Raw genomic sequence first — 16,103 nt, 5'->3', positions numbered from 1 at the left:
CATCACTCCGCCAGCCACGACGAGACGCCGAGCATGAATTGCGTCAAGAGCTCGTCGCTGGTGAGGTAGAGCAGCAGGAAGCCGCCGAACAGCACGAAGGGCACCGAGATGAAATAGACCGGGATCGCCGGCGTCAGCTTGTTGATCAGGCCGACCGCGAGATTGACGATGACCGAATAGACGATGAAAGGGCTGGTGATCCGCAGCGTCAGCACGAACGCCTCGGACAGGCGGCTGACGAGCTGCTCGAGCGCCATGCTGCCGCCGATCCTGTTGCCGGGCTGCCAGACGTCGTAGGAGTTCATCAGCCCGCGCAGGACCTGCCAGTGCTGGTCGGTCATGAAGAACAATGTGGTGACGGCTGCCATGATCAGCGGCACCAGGGCCGGCGCCGGATCGGTGTCGCCGACCGGCGTTCCCGGGATGTTGCTCAGCCCGATCGCGCCCGCCATCACGGTCGCCATGGTCTGCAGCGCGAGGAAGAACACCCGCCCGCCAAGCCCGATGACGCTGCCGACCACAAGCTCGGAGCAGATCAGAAGCGCAAGCGTCAGCGGCGCGGCGTTGTCGGTGAGAGGTTTCAGGACCGAGATCAGGATCGGCGTCAGCGCAAACGTCGTGACGAGCGCGACGAACAGGCGAACCTGGGCCGGAACGTTGACGCTGGAATAGCCGGGCACGAGCATCAGGCAGGCGCCGATGCGGCAGAACACGATGAACGTGACCAGCACGCTGTCGGCGAGGCCGCTGATCACGATATGGCTCCCAGCGCCCTGATCTCGGCGCTGCGCGCGACCTCGACATGCGACAGGACCGGCAAGGTCGGGAACACCCGCTCCAGGATCATCCGGACATAGGGGCGGGCTTCCGGGGTGACCGCCAGAACCACGCTGGTGCCGTTCTCGGTGAATTTTCGGATCGCGGCGCTAGCTTCGGTTGCGAACTGCTCGATCAGGCGAGGATCGGCGTCGAATTCGAAGACTTCGCCCTTGGCGTCGCGCTTCAGGCTCTGGTGGAACGCCAGGTCCCAGCGATTGCCAAGGCGGACGACGTTCAGCACACCGTTGTCGGAAAGGTCGCCGCAGATCTGCTGGGCAAGTCGGGTCCGCACATGCTCCGCGACCTGCTCGGAGCGCCGCACATGGGGTGCGATCTCGGCAATGGCCTCCAGGATCAAATGGAGATTGCGGATCGACACGCGCTCGGCCAGCAGGATCTTCAGGATCGCCAGCAGGCCCGAATAGGAGATCTGCGACGGGCAGAGATCCTCGACCAGGCGCTTGTATTCGGGATCGAGACGGTCGAGCAGCCCGCGCATGTCCTTGTAGGACAGCAGCTGCGCGAGATTTGCCCTGAGCACTTCGCTTAAGTGCGTGAGCAGCACCGACAGGTTGTCGACCGGCTTGCARCCCTGACGCTTGACCTCGTCGGTGAACGCCTCCGTCACCCACAGCGCCTTCATGCCGAAAGCGGGTTCGATCACCTCTTCGCCGGGCACGTCGGGCTTGCCGTCCTTGTCGACGAGCACCAGCACCTCGCTGAGCCGCAGCTCGCCATGGGCGATACGCGTGTCGTGGATCCGGATCTGGTATCCCTTGGGATCGATCGACAGATTGTCGCTGAGCTTGATCTCCGGAATGACGAAGCCGTATTGCTTGGCAAACTTCTTGCGGAGCTTGCTGACCCGGTGCCCAAGCTCGGTACGCGCGCCCAGCAAATGGACCGACAGATGGCCGCCGAGCGACACCTCGATCTCTGCGGTCTTGAGCGATTCCTTGACGGATTCCTTGGCATCGGCCTGGGCGCGCTCGTCGGCCTTGCGCGCATGCTCTTTCTTCTCCCGCGCCGCCTGCCGCCGCGGCAGCGAGTAGCCGACAAAGGCCATGGCACCGCCGAGCAGCACGAAGGGTGCCATCGGTAGCCCAGGCATCAAGGCGAGCACGAACATCATCAACGACGCCGCCGACACCGCGCGCGGGTAGCCACCGAGCTGCCTCAGCACGGCCTGCTCCGCCGACCCCCTGGTGCCGCCCTTGGAGACCAGGAGGCCCGCCGACAGCGACACGATCAGTGCCGGCATCTGCGTTACCAGACCGTCGCCGACGGAGAGTTTGGTGTAGACGTCGGCGGCGCGCGACAGCGTCAGCCCGTGATGCGTCACGCCGATGATGATGCCGCCGAAGATGTTGATCGCCGTGATGATCAGGCCGGCGATTGCGTCGCCGCGGACGAATTTCGAAGCACCGTCCATTGCGCCGAAGAACGCGCTTTCCTCTTCGAGCTCGCGGCGCCGGCGCTGGGCCTCCTTGTCGTCGATGAGGCCCGCGGAGAGGTCGGCGTCGATCGCCATCTGCTTGCCCGGGATGGCGTCCAGGGTGAAGCGGGCACCGACTTCGGCGATACGCGTTGCGCCCTTGGTGATCACGACGAAATTCACCGTCACCAGGATCGCGAAGATGATCAGACCGATGACGAAGTCGCCGCCCATGACGAACTTCGAGAAGCCGGCAACGACGTGACCCGCGGCTTGTTCGCCCTCCCCGCCCCGCGACAGGATCAGACGGGTGGTCGCAACGTTGAGCGCCAGCCGCAGGATCGTCGCGATCAGCAGCACGGTCGGGAAGGCGGAGAAATCGAGCGGCCGCTGGATCCACAGCGCGACCATCAGGATCAGCGCGGACAGCGCGATCGAGAAGGCGAGGCCGAGGTCGATCAGGATCGGCGGTATGGGCAGGAACAGGATCGTGAGCATGGCCACGATACCGCCCGCGAAAAAGGCGTCGGCCCCCAATCGTCGCGGGGTCGGCAGGCTAGCAGCTAATGTATCGGCCATGGGTCACCGGCAGAGGGTCCGCCCCGCAATCTGCCGTGCAAAGCTTACGCGAGGGTGGTGGCCGGGCTCTCGYGGATCAGAAGCCGTGCTCGATCCGCGAATAGACCATCTCGGTGAAGGTGGAGAGATGGGCACCGATGAAGGAGCCGGAAACGGCAACGACCAGGAGGATGACGATGATCTTCGGCACGAAGGTCAGCGTCACCTCCTGGACCTGGGTCAGCGCCTGGATCAGCGCAATGGCGGTGCCGACAAGCATCGCGGCGCCGACGGCGGGGCCGGAGGCGACGATGATGGTCCAGATCGCCGCCTGGACGATGTCGAGGGCGTCCCGCTCGTTCATGACTGGCTGATTGTAAGGCCGGGCCCGACCGCGACCTTCGTGCCGTTCTCGAGGGTTGCGATGGAGCCGTCGTTGTTGATGGAGATCGAAACGACCTTGCCGCTGAAGGTTGCGCCGGTCGCGTCGGTGAAGCTGACGGTCTTTCCGATCAGCCCGTTGGCCTGCGACAGCGACTGCGACGACAGCAGCGCATCCAGCTTCGAATTGGTCTGCATGGCCTGCTCGACCGTCGAGAGCTGGGCGAACTGACTCATGTACTGCGAGGTATCCATCGGATTGGTGGGATCCTGGTTCTTCATCTCGGCGACGAGGAGCTGAAGAAAGGTATTGTAGTCGACGGTGTTGCTCGCCGTGTTCTTTGTGGAACTGGTCGCGTTGGACTTGCTGGTGCTGTCGGTCGCGCTGTTGACGTTCATGTAGCCTCTCCGCTGTCAGGCAGCCTCGAATGGGATCTCGGTGGCGACGCCGGCCAGGCCGGCCAGGATTGCGTCCTCTACCGGGAACAGTCCCCGGATCCGCTTGAGCGCCTCGAAATAGCGGGTCGTGCGGACCAGCTCGTGGATCGTGGCGAGCCCGTCGAGCATCTCACGGCTCTCGCAAACCGCGAGCAGGGCCGCGTGATGCTCCCCGTAGAGCGCGACTGCGGCGCCGATATCCGTCGGGTTCATCAGCATGAGCTGGACGATGAAATAGAGCTGCCGCATCGCCGTAGTGGCGTCGGAAGCCTGCATGACCTGCCCTTCGAGCAGGAACATCACGTCGTTGACGAGCTCGACGGAGACCTTGCGGTCCACGCGCAGCACTGCGCCGTTGACGTAGATCCGCTCACCCGCCCGCAAGGATATTTTCATCAGAGCGCGTCTCGGATCAGGCGGTTGATTTCGATGAGCTGCATCACGTCGTTCGACTTCTCGTCGCGAAGCCGATCGGCTTCCTTGACGACCCACAGGCCGATCGAGATGATGTCGGCGCGCAGCTTTTCCGGGAGTGCGTTTTCCGGATGGGCGAGATCCTCGATGAAGATCGTCCACAGCCGCCGCACGTAGAGCAGGCTCTCGACCAGATCTTCGAAGCTGAAGCGCCCGCCCTGGACCCGCTCGAGCCGGTCGATGCCGAGACTGAGCGCCTGCCGCTCGCGGCCCCGCGCCTCAGAGGCGCTATCATCGACGACCGCTTCATAGGCTTCAAACGTCATTAGAACCACTCTGCGCAGGAGACCGAACAACAAGACAAAGTTACAGACCCCGGCTCAGAGATAGTTGATCAGGCTGATCTGCTGGAGCTGCGACGTCAGCGACAGCGCCGTCTTAATCTGGGTCTGCAGGGTGTTGACCCGGACCGAGGCCTCCGTCGGGTCGACGGCCTCCATCTTGACGATCTGATTGTTCAGAATGTCCTGCTGCGTCTTGAGCTTTTCGGTGGCGCCGGTGACCCGCTGCTGGACCGTGCCGACGCCGCCGCCGAGCGTAGCGAGGTCAGTGATGGCGTTACCGACGAGGCCGATGGCCTTGTCCACGACGACCTGGAACGTGTCCTGGCTCAGGTTCGCGTTCCCAAGATCCGCCATCATGGTGTAGGCCTCGGCGAGCCTACGGAAGCCGATCTGGTTGGCGCTAACGGACGTATCGGCGATCTCGGTCGTGGAGATACGGCTTTGCATGGTCTGGTCGGTGGCCGTTGACCAATTGGTGTTCCAGGCCGGGCTCGCGAACTCGGCATCGAAGGTGGTGTTGAGGAAGGTCTGCATTTGGGCCGGGGTAATGGTGCTCACGCTGGCCGAGGATTGCGAGAAGCCGAAGGTCGCAAGGAAATCGGCATCGACCTGGTTCTTGCTGGCCGAACCCGCGGTGTAAGCCGTGATCGGCGTGTTCTGCGTGTTGACCCCCGAGAAGAGATACGAGCCATTATAGGAGACGTTCAGCGCGCCGATCAGATCCTGGAGGTTGGCGGACGCAGGCGGCAGGATGATCCGCCCGCCGCCGTCGGTGCTACGGGCCGCGATCAGGTCCTTGAGGAAAGAGGTTGCGGTTGCGCCCAGCTGGGTGATCCGGTTCTGCGTCGTGTCCAGGCGCCCCGAGACGAGCCCGTTGGTATCGACGAGCTGATCGGCGAAGCTCAGGTCCGCCCGCAGGGTGATGTCGCTTCCCGTCGTGGCACCAAGCTCGAGGCCAACATCGGCGAAGCGGCCGGTGGTGGCTTCCTTCGAGGCCTTGGTCAGCGCGGCCTGATTGTTCGTGATCGAGGACCTCAACGACGAAGACAGCATCAAGGTCGAGATGTAGTTGGCGCTCATCATGACTTAATTCCCCACGGCAGCCAGCAGGCTCTGCAACATTTGGTCGACGGTCGAGATGATCTTCGACGACGCCGAATAGGTACGTTCGACCTGAAGCATCAAGGACATCTCGTCGTCCATGTTGACGCCGCTGACGTTCGACAGCGCCGCGGTGCTGCGATCGAGCAGCGTGTTCTGGTAGGTGGCGCTGTCGTCCGCGGCCTTGCGTTGGTTTTCGATCCAGCTCGTCGACGACGCCGCGAAGTCGATCAAGCTGCCGCTCGGCTTGCCTTGCGTGGTTGCATCGAACGGCTGCGACGCATCCATGTTGCCGATCAGCTGCTGCAGCCTGGTCGAGTAGCCGGCATTGCCGGTGGTGTTGTATCTGTAGGCGACGTTGCCGCTGATCGCGCCATCACGCAGCAGGTTGGGATTGCCGCCCTGGGCCGGGTCGACCGACGCGGCAACGCTGATCGAGCCGGCCAGGCCGACCGAGACGGTCGCGCTTGCGGGCATCGCGGGTGAGCCGGGATAGGTGAAGAGGCCGGGCCGGTCGGGCAGCGCGGCGCCGGACTGGTCGACCTCCTTGAAGGATTCGACAAGGCCGCGTGCGACCTCGTCGAGCTGGCTCTGATACGTGACCGTGGCGTTGTCGCGCAATTGGGCGAGGCCAGCGAGCTTGCCGGTCTTGATCGGCATCACGGAATTGGCGCCGGTGACCGGGACACCGTCGATATAGACAGCATTCCCGGTGGTCCCGGGCGTATAGATGTTGGTCGCCGCGAAGCTGACCGCGCGCGCCGTCTTGTCGAACAGCACGACACCGCTGTCGGTGTAGAGCGCCGCGTCGCCGTTGGCGCGCAGCGTCATCGAGACGCCGACCTCCTGCGACATCTTCGAGACGATGTTGTCGCGCTGGTCGAGATAATCGGTGACGTCGTCGCCGGCGATCGTCCCCTTCACGATCGCGGTGTTGACCTTATCGAACTGGGTCAGGAGCTGATTGATATTCCCGACCGAAGTCGCCATGTCGGCGTCCGCTCCCTGGCGCACCGTCTGCACGGTCTTGGTGGCCTGGTTGAGCGCGGTCGCCATGTCCTTGGCGGACGTGACCGCCGCCTGCGCCAGCGTGGTGTTGTCCGGAGCGTTGGCATATTGCTGGAGCGCCTGCTTCAGCTTGTTGAGCTGGGCGGCCGGCGACTGCCCAAGTTCGGGATCGTCCACAGTCGAGGCCGATATCTTCTGAAGACCGTCCAGGATCGCATTCTGCTTGGCGGACCCAGACGTCGCGATCAGGACGTTATTATAGAGACCCGAGCTGGCGGCGCGCTGGATCGCCGCCACATAGACGCCGGCCCCGGGGAGATTGTCCAGCACGGCGATCTTGCGCGAATAGCCGGCGGCGCTGGCACCGGCTATGTTGCGCGAGATCGTCGACGACTGGATACCCGACGCCATGAGCGACGCACGAGCGGAGTCGAGAGCGGCGGTAAGGGACATGATCTGCTCTTGCCCGGAATGAGCGCTTGAGGATTCAGCGCTTCAGGTTGACGACGACGTCGAGAAGATCGGCGCCGGTCTGGAACGATTTCGAATTCGCAGTGAAGCCGCGCTGCGCCTCGATCATCCCGGTGAGTTCGTCCGCGAGGTCGACGTTGGAGTCTTCCAGCGCGCCTGACTGGACAGTGCCGAGACCGCCGGTACCAGCATTCCCGGCCTGCGCGTTGCCGGAATTCATGTTGGTCGAATAGACGTTGCCGGGCTCCGGCGTCAGGTTGTCGGGGCTCGCGACGTCGGCGAGCATGATGGTGTAGAGCGTCAGCTGCTGACCGTTCTTGAGGATCGCCGTCACGAAGCCCGAATCGTCGACATCGACTTTGTCGATGGCCGATGGAACGCTGCCATTGACAGTCGCCTTGAAGCTGAAGTCGGTTCCGACCTGCGTCATGTTCGACAGGTCCAGGCTCATCGCCGCACCGCCGGGAACGGTGAGGGCGAGAGTCGTCGGGCTCGCCGCGGCCAGCGTGCCTTTGCCGGCTGCGGTCGTATCGAAGGTGAAAGTGGTGGCGGCGCCGACCGACGCACCTGTCGCGGAGTTGTAAGCCTGAAGCTGCCAGGTGTCAGAGCCGGCGGCCGTCGCCGTGTGGGACATGTAGRCGTCGAGCGTAACGGCCTGGCCGATATTGTTGTAGGCCACGATCGAGCTCTTCGACGAATATGACGCCGGCCCGGGCGGACCGGCGATCACAGCCGCTTTCGGATCCAGATTGCCGGTCGTGAGCGTTCCCGCCGTCGACGGCACAGGCACTTGCGAAACCTGGGCAATGTTGACGATCTRCATGCCGGACAGGCTGTTCTGCGAGAAATTGGTCACCTTACCGGGCTGGCCCAGGAGGTAGTAGCCGGCCGCGTTGACCAGATTGCCCTGGGCGTCCGGCACGAACGAGCCGGCGCGCGTCAGATATTGCTGCGTGTTGGCGGCGTTCGACACCACGAAGAAGCCGTTGCCCTGCACGGCGAGGTCCGTGGTCGACGTGGTGAACTGCGTGTGTCCCGCGTCGCTGATGGCGTAGCGAACCGTCGTCTCGACGGCGCCGGAGTCGTAATTGCCCGAGCCGCTCTTCAGGATCAGTGACGAGAATTCCGTCGAAGCCCGCTTGTAACCGGTCGTGTTGACGTTCGCGATGTTGTCCGAAACCGTCGACAGCTTGTTGGACTGCGCGCTCATTCCGGAAACGCCGGTGCGCATAACACCATACAGGCTCATGAAGTAGGCTCCTTTGTCAGGTTGTATCTACAATGCGGGTTCTTGCTTGCGCGGAGCTGATGATTAGGATCCGTGCACAACCTTCAGGTTGTAGCGGTCACGTTGTCTTCGGCTGACAGAACGAGCGCGCCTTGTCGGTCCACGCGCCGAAGCCGCTGGAGACGAGATGCGCGACGATGTGACAGACGTAGCGCTTCTGCGCGGGCTGATTGTTGGGGCCTGCGTTGTAGCGCGCGACCGCCATGGTCCAGCTGCCCTCGCGCTGTTTCAGCTCTTTCAGGAAGCGAGCGGCGTATTCGACGTTCTTCGCGGGATCGAACATCGCGCGCACCGACGTGAACTTGTCGCCGTGATAATAATGGTTGATCTGCATGCAGCCGAGGTCGATCAGCTTGATGCCCTTGCTGCGCATCGTCTCGAAATTCGCGATCGCGTCGTTCATGTCCTTGGCGAACACGGTCTGGCCGTCGGCGCCGAGCGCGTAAGGATAGAGCGCACCGCGCCGCCCGGTCTCGGTGAGACCGACCGCATAGAGAATGCCGAGCGGAATGCCGTGCTGCTGGGACGCACGCGCCATCTCGCGCTCGCACGGGCGCGCGTTGTCGGTCGCCGCTGCCGCGGCGCCCGCGTTACAGATAAACAGGACCGCGACGAATCTGCGGGCCCACGTCCTGGTCATGACGCGTCTCCTGGTTGGACTGGCGCTCCTGCCGGGCCTGCTTGGCACCGCCGTCCGATTGCCCGGACGACGTGCCGGCGCCGCCGAACGTGCCTTGCGACTGCGACGATGGCTGTTGCTGGCCGGAGAGCTGCGGCTGCGGCTGGCCGGAGCCGCTCTGGAATCCGTCCAGCGAGCCGTGCTGCACGGGCGCGACGTCGGCGACATAGCCCGCCGACTGCATGAGATCGCGGATCGACTCGCGCTGCTGATCCAGCATCAGGCTGGTGTCCTTGCGCGCGGCTGCGAGGTGAACGGAAACCTCCGAGCCGACGAGGCGAAGGCGTACCGTGACGTTGCCGAGCGCCGGCGGTTCGAGATTGATCGTCAGGATCTTGAGCGGCTCAGGCGCATTGGTCTGCGACGTCGCGAGATCGGGGGCGGTGGACGCCGTCGGAGCCGGCGACTCCTTCAGCTCGGCGACGACTGCGTTGGCGACCTGCTGCGGAGCGCTGAACTGCGCCGGCGGCAGATGGGTCTCCTGCTGGACCACGGTGACCTTGGTCGCTTCGGGCAATGCGTCCCGCGCCGAGGCTTTGACGGCGCGTTCGACATTGGCCGTGACGGCCTCGAAGCCTTGCGTCGCGGGCATTGCCTTCGAGGACGAATCGCTGCCTTGCTGCGCGGCTGCCGCCGCCTGCGAAGGCGCGGCCTGCGAGCGCGTGCCCGTTGAAGCGGCAGCGGGCGGCGCGGGCTCGGCAGACGTGACCTTCGCGGTACCCTGGACCTCACGCTTCGTCGAGGCAGAGCGCTCGTCGCGCGCAGGCGCGTCCTTCTTGTCGCCCGCCGGCGATTGCAGCTGCGGCTTCACGGCCGGCACGGCGGCGAACTGCTGTTCGACGACCGCCGGAATGCTCGATCGGGCCGAAACATCGGTCTTCGCGCTGTGGTCGACCGGAGTTTGCGTCTCCGGCGATTTTTCAGTTTTCTCGTCGGACGATTTGCGAATGGGTTCGGGCTCGTCATCGGCATCGATGCGTTCCCGCACCGTCTTGTCCTTGTCGGTCGGGCGCGCGAGGTGTGTGCGCAACGATCCGGCCTTCGCGCTCGTGTTGCCGCCCTCGTCGTTGAGCGCCCGCTTCGCGAGATTCGAGACGGTGTGCAGCAGATCGTTGAACGACGAATCTGCCGGCGATTTCGCTCCGGCGGATTTGCCCGAGCGCGATGCGCCGCGCACGTTGAGGCTTTCGGCGAGACCCGAAAAGACCTGTCCGGAGGTTCCACTGAGCTTCGTCATGGGCGATCCCTGGTAAGGCGTTCGAGTTCGCCGAGCTGCTTCCGCGCGCGCGCAAGCGTCTCGGTCGACGCGGCGAGATCGAGACGCGCCGGCGTGACCGGAGGCTTGTCGGCGGCGGCGGTGGACCCGCCCGCGAACGGCTTGCGGACATCGAGTGCGAGCTGCAACGTTGCATTCAGCAACGGAACGTCGCGCTCGGGCAACTTCGAGCGGTCGAGGGCCTTCAACTCGGCGACACCGCCGTCATACTCGTCAGTGAGCGCCCGCGAGACGCCGCGGAAGAAATGCGCGCGCTCGCGATCCTCCGAAGCGTCGGCGCTGAGCGTCAGCGCACGCTCGCCTGCAAGCCGGGTCACCGCCAGCCGTCCATGCACCATCGCGGTGCGCGCGATCACGAGATAAAGCTTGAGGCGGCTCGCGCGGTCGATCTGCTCCAGCAGAGTGACGATCCGCGCAAAGCGGCGCTCGTCGAGAGCAATGCTCGATTGCGTCAGGCCGGAGGCGAAACGCTGCCAGAAGTCCCCGGCATAGACCGAGTTGCGGTAATGGCGGATATAGGCGAGCGTCAGGAACTCGAACTTGTCGAAATCCTCGGCCTGCCCGACCAGCAGGATCTCGCGCCGCAGTGCCGCCTCCTCCACCAGCGTGCCCGGCAACAGCAGCCGCGCGTCGTCCAGACGCTCGATCGCGAGCGATGCCTCGGCGCGCGCGAACAGCGCGCCCTGGACCAGCGCGACCTGTCCGCCCAGGCCCGTTGGCAGCGTGCGCGGCTTGACGTCCTTGAGCAGTTCGCGCGCTTCGTCCTGGCGGCCTTCGACATAGGCCAGCGCACCGTTGAACAGCCGCTCGTCGACGTTCAGCTTGTCGCGCGGCAGCTTTCGGACGACCTGCGGCCCGCCGCCGCTAAGCAAATAGATGATGACGGCCTGGCCGTTCTGCGCATTGCTCCACACGCCGGGATCGGCGGCGAGGAACTTTTCGCCGACCTGCCGGGTCAGCGCGATATGGCTGCCATGCGCAGCGGTGTCGCCACGGGCAATGCCATCCTGCACCGCCTGCAAGGTGCGCACGAGCTCATAGGGCTCGCCCGAGGTCGATGCCGGGGACGGTGCCGGATCGGCAAACGCGCATACCGTCGTGAACGGCAGCAGCAGCGCGGCGCGCAGGAGCGGCCTGATCAAGGGCGCTTCTCCCGGATCAGGATCTCGATCCGGCGGTTCTGAGCGGCAGCAGGATCATTCGTCAGTTTCGGCCGCCGATCGGCATAGCCTTCGACGTGCTCGATCCGCTGCGCATCGACGCCGGAGCGAACCAGCATGTAATAGGCCATCTGTGCGCGCGCTGTCGACAGCCGCCAATTGTCGTAGGTCTCCGACTTGTACGGCCGATTATCGGTGTGGCCGCGCACGATGATCACACCCTGGCGCTTCGTCACCAGGGGCCCGATCTTGTCGATCACGCGGATCAGTTCGGGCCGTGGCTCGGCCGAGCCGACCGCGAACATACCGAAGCTCGCATCGTCGGTCAGGCTGATCAGAAGGCCCTCCTCGACCTGACGCACCTCGGCCACCGGGCCCGCACCGGCCTTGATGTCCGACAGCGCATCCGCGATCGCGGACTGTAGCTGCTTGACGGTCGGCTGCTGGGTCTGTGCCGCATCGCGCGGATCGGAATTCTTTGCTTGATCGCCGGGGCGTGGCTGCGCGGCGGCATTGGCTTGAGCGCCAGCCTGGGCGCCCGGTTGCGGCGCATTCGCCTGAGCACTGCCATCGCGTTGAGCCTGCGAAGGCGCAGGCCCGGGCGGCAGCAGCGGCGACAGGCTTGCAGACGACGCGTCCGCGTTTGGAGCCACGCTACCGCCGGCATCGTCCTGCTTGGCACGTTGCGCCTGCGGCTCGCCCTGACCTGTCCCGGACGCATTGTCGCGCGCAGACGCGTTCGGCTTTGGCTCGCTGTCGACGAAGTGATCCGCATCCTTGGACGTCTGCGGCGTCAACTTCCAATAGCCGGGATCGAAGGGATCGCGGTAGGCATCGCCGCCCTTGAGGCCGTCCTCTTCGGCGGAGGTCAGCGCGCCGGCGCGGCGCTGGCCCGAGGACTGGTTCGCGCTGTTGGCGATCTCGGCAAGCGTCGCGTAGGGATCGCGAAACAGAACCTTCTCTTCGAAGGAGGCAGGCTTCTCCGCCGTCGGCGAGTCTCCGCGACGTTCTTCGTTCGGCCCGGCCGGCTGACGCTTGCCGTCCTGGCCTTCGAACTGCGTCGGCTCCTTCTTGCTGAGATCCTTGAGGCCCTTCGGAGCGGGTGCGTTCTCCGCGAGCTTGATCGGGTTGAAATAGCTCGCGACCACCTGCTTCTGGTCCTGGTTGAGCGCATTGAGCAGCCACATGACCAGAAAGAACGCCATCATCGCGGTCATGAAGTCCGCATACGCGATCTTCCAGACGCCACCGTGATGCGCCTCCTCGGCGAAGGCGCTGCGCCTGCGGATGATCACCAGCTCGTGCTTGACTTCTTCCATGGCGGACTACCGGCGCGCCTCGTTCAGACGTTCGCTCCACGCCGCAATCTGCGTCTCGATCACGGTCTGGTCTGCGACGACGCGGACCTCGAAAGTCTCGGCGGCTTCGTATTCAATCCCGGTTCGCCGGGCCGTCTGGAGCTGCGAGCGCACCAGATCGAGCAATTCGCCCGGGCCGGTGATCTTGAACACCGGCACCGGCGAATTGCCGGTCAGCGCTGCGATCTGCTCGACCAGCGATCCGATCGCCTTGTCACGGACGGCGTCGGCGAGGAAAGGCAGCAATATCCGCGCAACCGAGCTTGCGATGTTGGTTTCGATCTCGCGGCAGGCCGTCTCGAAGCCGCCCACGATCGTGGCCGCCTGCTGGTCGGACCATTTGGCCCGCTCCTCGCCGAGCCGGATCGCGCTGCGAACGCGCTCCTCGGCAACCCTGGCATCGCCTTCCGCGACACCGGCGGCGTGACCGCGACGATAGGCATCTTCGAGAAGATTGGCCGACGGAGCTTCCGCCTCGGGCGCCGGAAGCGGCGATTGAAGCGGCGGCTGCGATTGGACCTGACGCGGCGGCTGAGGCTGAGGCTCGCGCCGCACCTCCATCGGCCTTGTCAGCACATCCTGGATCTTGGGGGGCGGAGGCGGCGGCGGAGACTTGGCCCGCCCATTCGCGTCGAACTGCGTCAGGAGTTTTCCGATAGCCGCGTTCATGCTGCCTCCTCGCGTCGCATCCAGTCTTTAAGGATTGCTGCCGCCTGCATCTGATCGAGCCGGACGATCTGCTCCAGCCGCTTCTGCGGCGTCCGCTGCATCTTGCCTTCGAGATCCTCGACGAGGTTGAGCTCGGGGTCCTGACTGTCGGCCAATGCAAGCGCCGTGGCAGCTTCAAGCTCGGCGGCCTCGGCCGCCTCGGTCTGCTCCTGCGCTGCGCGATGCGTCAGAATGCCGTTGACCGCGGGGCGAAGGCCGAACCAGACCAGCATCGAGGCAACGGCCAGGATGGTGACCGCATTGATGACGCTGCCGAGCTGCTTGTTGATCATCTCGACGAAGCTGATCGGCGGCACCGGCGCCAGTTCGCGCGAGCCTTCGATGAAGTCGACGGCCGTCACCTGGATCTGGTCGCCCCGCTGCTTGTCCAGTCCGCCTGCCGTCGCCGCGAGCTGGCTGATCTCGGCGAGCTTGCTGTCGACGATCGCCTGATTGCTCTTGTCGCCGAGATCGGCGACGAGCCGCGCGCGGTTGACCAGCACGGCGATGAAGAGCTTCTTGACCAAATAGCCGTCGCTCACCGTCGTCGTCGTCTTGGACGACACCTCGAAATTGGTGACGTCCTCGCGGCGGGTCTTGTCCTCGCTGGAATTCTTCGTGCCGCCGGAATTCACCTGCTGGTCCGGCAGATTCTGCTGCACCGTGGTCGGCGTCGAACGGTCCGCATTCTGCGACGATTCCTTCTCGCGCACGTTCCGGACCGAACGCTCGGCGCGGCTCTCCGGGTCGTAGACCGTCTCGTTGGTCTGCCGCTTGTCGGTGGAGAGCTGCGGCGCGACGCTCACCTCGAAATTGTCCAGACCGAGATATGGCGTCAACGCCTTGCGGATGTTCTCCTGCACCATCCCGCCGACCGTCTTCTGGAGGCTCGCCATCTTGGTCGGCGCTGCGCTCGCCTCGTCCTCTTCGGCGAGCAGCATCGAACCATCGGCATCCAGCACCGTCACCTTGTCGCGGCTCATGCCGGGAATGGCCGCCGCGACGAGGTGGCGGATCGACTGCGCCGTGCGCGCCTCGATCGCGCCGTCGGTGCGCAGCACGACCGACGCCGACGGCGGCTGCTGCGTCGCCCGGAACGAGCCGCGCACCGGCATCACGATATGCACCCGCGCCGCCTTGACGCCCTTCATCAACTGCACGGTGCGCGCGATCTCGCCTTCCAGCGCCCGCAGCTTGGTGACTTCCTGCATGAACGAGGTCAGGCCGAGCGAGCCGATCTTGTCGAACAGCTCGTAGCCGGAATTGGCGCTGGTCGGCAGCCCCTTCTCGGCAAGCAGCATCCGCGCCTGCATGGTCTGGCTCGGGCGTACCGAGATGGCGTCGCCGGCCGTATTGACGTCGAATGTGATATTCTGCTCGCGCAGCGCGGCGCCGATGCGCGTCACGTCTTCGCGATTCAGGCCCGTATAGAGCGTTTCGAACTCAGGCCGGCTCAGATAATAGGCGCCGCCGACGACGGTGACGAGAACGGCAAAGCCGATCAGTCCCAAGGCCATCAGGCGCCGCGGCCCAAGCTCCAGCAGATTGTTGAGCAGTTGCTGTACCTGCGCACGACTGAGCAGCATGTGACCTCGTACCAATGCGAACGTATGGGACACTCCGCTGCCAACCTTGTCTGAAGGTTGCGCGAGGAGGCGAATGTGTCGGTTCGCGGGCGAGGCGTTGCAATTTTACAAGAATCCTGGACGACGCGATCAACTCAGCAGCAACAAGCAGGCGCACGAGCGCATGGCAGCGCAATCGGCTGCGGCGTGTTGCATGACGTCTGGCGTCCGAAGAACTTCCATTACGGGCACATCTTGTGCCGCCACACCCGCCGGTCATGGCAGGGACCGTGCTCCCGGGGGAGCACGGTTGTTTCCAAAGCCGAAGCTTACTTGAACAGCGACAGGATGCTCTGGCTGTTCTGGTTGGCGATCGAGAGCGCCTGAACGCCGAGCTGCTGCTGGGTCTGAAGGGCCTGGAGGCGGGTCGATTCCGCATTCATGTCGGCGTCGACGAGCTGACCGACACCGCGATCCACCGAGTCCATCAGGGTCTTGACGAACTCTGTGTTGGTCGAGATGCGGTTCTTGACGGCGCCGAGGTCGGCGGCGGCCGAGGACACCGAGTTGATCGCAGTGGTGAGCTGCGTGATGTAGCCATCGAGCGTGGTCTGGTCAGCCGTCGAGTCGGTCAGCGCGGAGATGTTGATCGTGTTGACCGACGCCGGGCCGCTCACCTTGTCCAGGATACCGGTCTGGGTCGCGGTATAGAGCGAGTAGTTGGCAATCGTCAGGGTGATGGACCCGATCGTCGGCGTGCCGCCGACGCGCGAGAACGACGACACCAGGTTGAAGGTCGCCGGGGTGGCGGCGGTCGTGCTCAGCCAGTTCACGCCGTTGAAGGTTGCCGCATCGGCGGTACCCTTCATCTGCTGCTGGATCTGGGTGATGTCGGCCTGGATCTTGGTGCGGTCGATACCAGCGGTCTTGGCTTCGACCAGCAACGCCTGCAGCTTGGTCAGGCCGCCGGTCTTGTCGCCGACAACCGCGGTCAGAGCGGTGTATTCGGTGTCGACGGTCGCAGCCGACAGACCGAGCGAGTCGGAGACGGCGGAGAGCGCGGCGTTGTCGGCGCGCATCGACGTCGCGATCGACCAGTA

Annotated in this window: 16 protein-coding genes; all 16 read right to left on the bottom strand. The window is 64.7% G+C overall.

From position 1 onward, the window contains the following. Nucleotides 1-2: 2 nt before the first annotated feature. Complete coding sequence (gene fliR, locus AB4Z51_RS38310) at nt 3-755, bottom strand: flagellar biosynthesis protein FliR (protein WP_063981318.1); 753 nt, start codon at nt 753-755, stop codon at nt 3-5. Beyond that, a complete protein-coding gene (gene flhA / locus AB4Z51_RS38305) occupies nt 752-2,833 on the bottom strand; it encodes a flagellar biosynthesis protein FlhA (RefSeq protein WP_441499200.1) in 2,082 nt (693 codons plus the stop codon). Before flhA ends, fliR begins: the two co-directional genes overlap by 4 nt. A gap of 76 nt (nt 2,834-2,909) precedes the next feature. Beyond that, complete coding sequence (gene fliQ / locus AB4Z51_RS38300; RefSeq protein WP_014492683.1) at nt 2,910-3,176, bottom strand: flagellar biosynthesis protein FliQ; 267 nt, start codon at nt 3,174-3,176, stop codon at nt 2,910-2,912. Next, nucleotides 3,173-3,592, bottom strand: coding sequence for a flagellar hook assembly protein FlgD (flgD, locus tag AB4Z51_RS38295; RefSeq protein WP_071909979.1), 420 nt, complete (start codon nt 3,590-3,592; stop codon nt 3,173-3,175). The genes fliQ and flgD overlap by 4 nt, the downstream gene beginning before the upstream one ends. Before the next feature lie 15 nt (nt 3,593-3,607). Beyond that, entirely contained in the window at nt 3,608-4,027 is a 420-nt protein-coding gene (gene flbT, locus AB4Z51_RS38290; protein WP_063981315.1) for a flagellar biosynthesis repressor FlbT, read from the bottom strand. Continuing rightward, nucleotides 4,027-4,371: a flagellar biosynthesis regulator FlaF gene (gene flaF, locus AB4Z51_RS38285; RefSeq protein WP_135216104.1), complete on the bottom strand. Its 345-nt coding sequence runs from the start codon at nt 4,369-4,371 to the stop codon at nt 4,027-4,029. The genes flbT and flaF overlap by 1 nt, the downstream gene beginning before the upstream one ends. Nucleotides 4,372-4,425: 54 nt before the next feature. Beyond that, nucleotides 4,426-5,472 carry a flagellar hook-associated family protein gene (locus AB4Z51_RS38280; RefSeq protein ID WP_085405302.1) on the bottom strand — a complete coding sequence of 349 codons (1,047 nt, stop codon included), beginning with the start codon at nt 5,470-5,472 and terminating at the stop codon, nt 4,426-4,428. Nucleotides 5,473-5,475: 3 nt separating this feature from the next. Beyond that, nucleotides 5,476-6,951: a flagellar hook-associated protein FlgK gene (gene flgK / locus AB4Z51_RS38275; RefSeq protein WP_085405303.1), complete on the bottom strand. Its 1,476-nt coding sequence runs from the start codon at nt 6,949-6,951 to the stop codon at nt 5,476-5,478. 34 nt (nt 6,952-6,985) lie between these two features. Continuing rightward, nucleotides 6,986-8,218 carry a flagellar hook protein FlgE gene (locus AB4Z51_RS38270; RefSeq protein ID WP_441499199.1) on the bottom strand — a complete coding sequence of 411 codons (1,233 nt, stop codon included), beginning with the start codon at nt 8,216-8,218 and terminating at the stop codon, nt 6,986-6,988. A 97-nt stretch (nt 8,219-8,315) separates the two neighbouring features. Next, nucleotides 8,316-8,897, bottom strand: a complete 582-nt coding sequence (locus AB4Z51_RS38265) for a transglycosylase SLT domain-containing protein (protein ID WP_135216103.1) — start codon at nt 8,895-8,897, stop codon at nt 8,316-8,318. Then, a complete protein-coding gene (gene fliK, locus AB4Z51_RS38260; protein WP_135216102.1) occupies nt 8,848-10,173 on the bottom strand; it encodes a flagellar hook-length control protein FliK in 1,326 nt (441 codons plus the stop codon). Before fliK ends, AB4Z51_RS38265 begins: the two co-directional genes overlap by 50 nt. Further along, nucleotides 10,170-11,354 (bottom strand): chemotaxis protein, encoded by a 1,185-nt coding sequence (locus tag AB4Z51_RS38255; RefSeq protein ID WP_135216101.1) that lies wholly within the window; start codon nt 11,352-11,354, stop codon nt 10,170-10,172. Before AB4Z51_RS38255 ends, fliK begins: the two co-directional genes overlap by 4 nt. Beyond that, the gene (locus AB4Z51_RS38250) at nt 11,351-12,691 is read right to left on the bottom strand and encodes a MotB family protein (RefSeq protein WP_135216100.1); all 1,341 of its coding nucleotides are present in this window, start codon (nt 12,689-12,691) and stop codon (nt 11,351-11,353) included. Before AB4Z51_RS38250 ends, AB4Z51_RS38255 begins: the two co-directional genes overlap by 4 nt. Before the next feature lie 6 nt (nt 12,692-12,697). Next, nucleotides 12,698-13,399, bottom strand: a complete 702-nt coding sequence (locus AB4Z51_RS38245; RefSeq protein WP_135216099.1) for a hypothetical protein — start codon at nt 13,397-13,399, stop codon at nt 12,698-12,700. Further along, complete coding sequence (gene fliF, locus AB4Z51_RS38240; protein ID WP_063981305.1) at nt 13,396-15,024, bottom strand: flagellar basal-body MS-ring/collar protein FliF; 1,629 nt, start codon at nt 15,022-15,024, stop codon at nt 13,396-13,398. The genes AB4Z51_RS38245 and fliF overlap by 4 nt, the downstream gene beginning before the upstream one ends. A 308-nt stretch (nt 15,025-15,332) precedes the next feature. Beyond that, on the bottom strand, nt 15,333-16,103 hold a 771-nt coding region (locus AB4Z51_RS38235; protein WP_441499198.1), incomplete at its 5' end, for a flagellin.

This window comes from Bradyrhizobium sp. 2TAF36 (assembly GCF_052114925.1).
In the GTDB taxonomy this organism is placed as follows: Bacteria; Pseudomonadota; Alphaproteobacteria; order Rhizobiales; family Xanthobacteraceae; genus Bradyrhizobium; species Bradyrhizobium barranii.
The sequence above is the reverse complement of the archived record's forward strand: the minus strand, read 5'-3'. Positions and strand labels throughout refer to the sequence as shown.

Bases quoted from the DNA above. Each gene is read 5' to 3' on its own strand.
- AB4Z51_RS38265 (WP_135216103.1), bottom strand. From the start codon at position 8,897: ATGACCAGGACGTGGGCCCGCAGATTCGTCGCGGTCCTGTTTATCTGT.
- fliK (WP_135216102.1), bottom strand. From the start codon at position 10,173: ATGACGAAGCTCAGTGGAACCTCCGGACAGGTCTTTTCGGGTCTCGCC.
- AB4Z51_RS38250 (WP_135216100.1), bottom strand. From the start codon at position 12,691: ATGGAAGAAGTCAAGCACGAGCTGGTGATCATCCGCAGGCGCAGCGCC.
- AB4Z51_RS38280 (WP_085405302.1), bottom strand. From the start codon at position 5,472: ATGATGAGCGCCAACTACATCTCGACCTTGATGCTGTCTTCGTCGTTG.
- fliQ (WP_014492683.1), bottom strand. From the start codon at position 3,176: ATGAACGAGCGGGACGCCCTCGACATCGTCCAGGCGGCGATCTGGACC.
- flgK (WP_085405303.1), bottom strand. From the start codon at position 6,951: ATGTCCCTTACCGCCGCTCTCGACTCCGCTCGTGCGTCGCTCATGGCG.
- flaF (WP_135216104.1), bottom strand. From the start codon at position 4,371: ATGACGTTTGAAGCCTATGAAGCGGTCGTCGATGATAGCGCCTCTGAG.
- flbT (WP_063981315.1), bottom strand. From the start codon at position 4,027: ATGAAAATATCCTTGCGGGCGGGTGAGCGGATCTACGTCAACGGCGCA.
- AB4Z51_RS38245 (WP_135216099.1), bottom strand. From the start codon at position 13,399: ATGAACGCGGCTATCGGAAAACTCCTGACGCAGTTCGACGCGAATGGG.
- flgD (WP_071909979.1), bottom strand. From the start codon at position 3,592: ATGAACGTCAACAGCGCGACCGACAGCACCAGCAAGTCCAACGCGACC.
- fliF (WP_063981305.1), bottom strand. From the start codon at position 15,024: ATGCTGCTCAGTCGTGCGCAGGTACAGCAACTGCTCAACAATCTGCTG.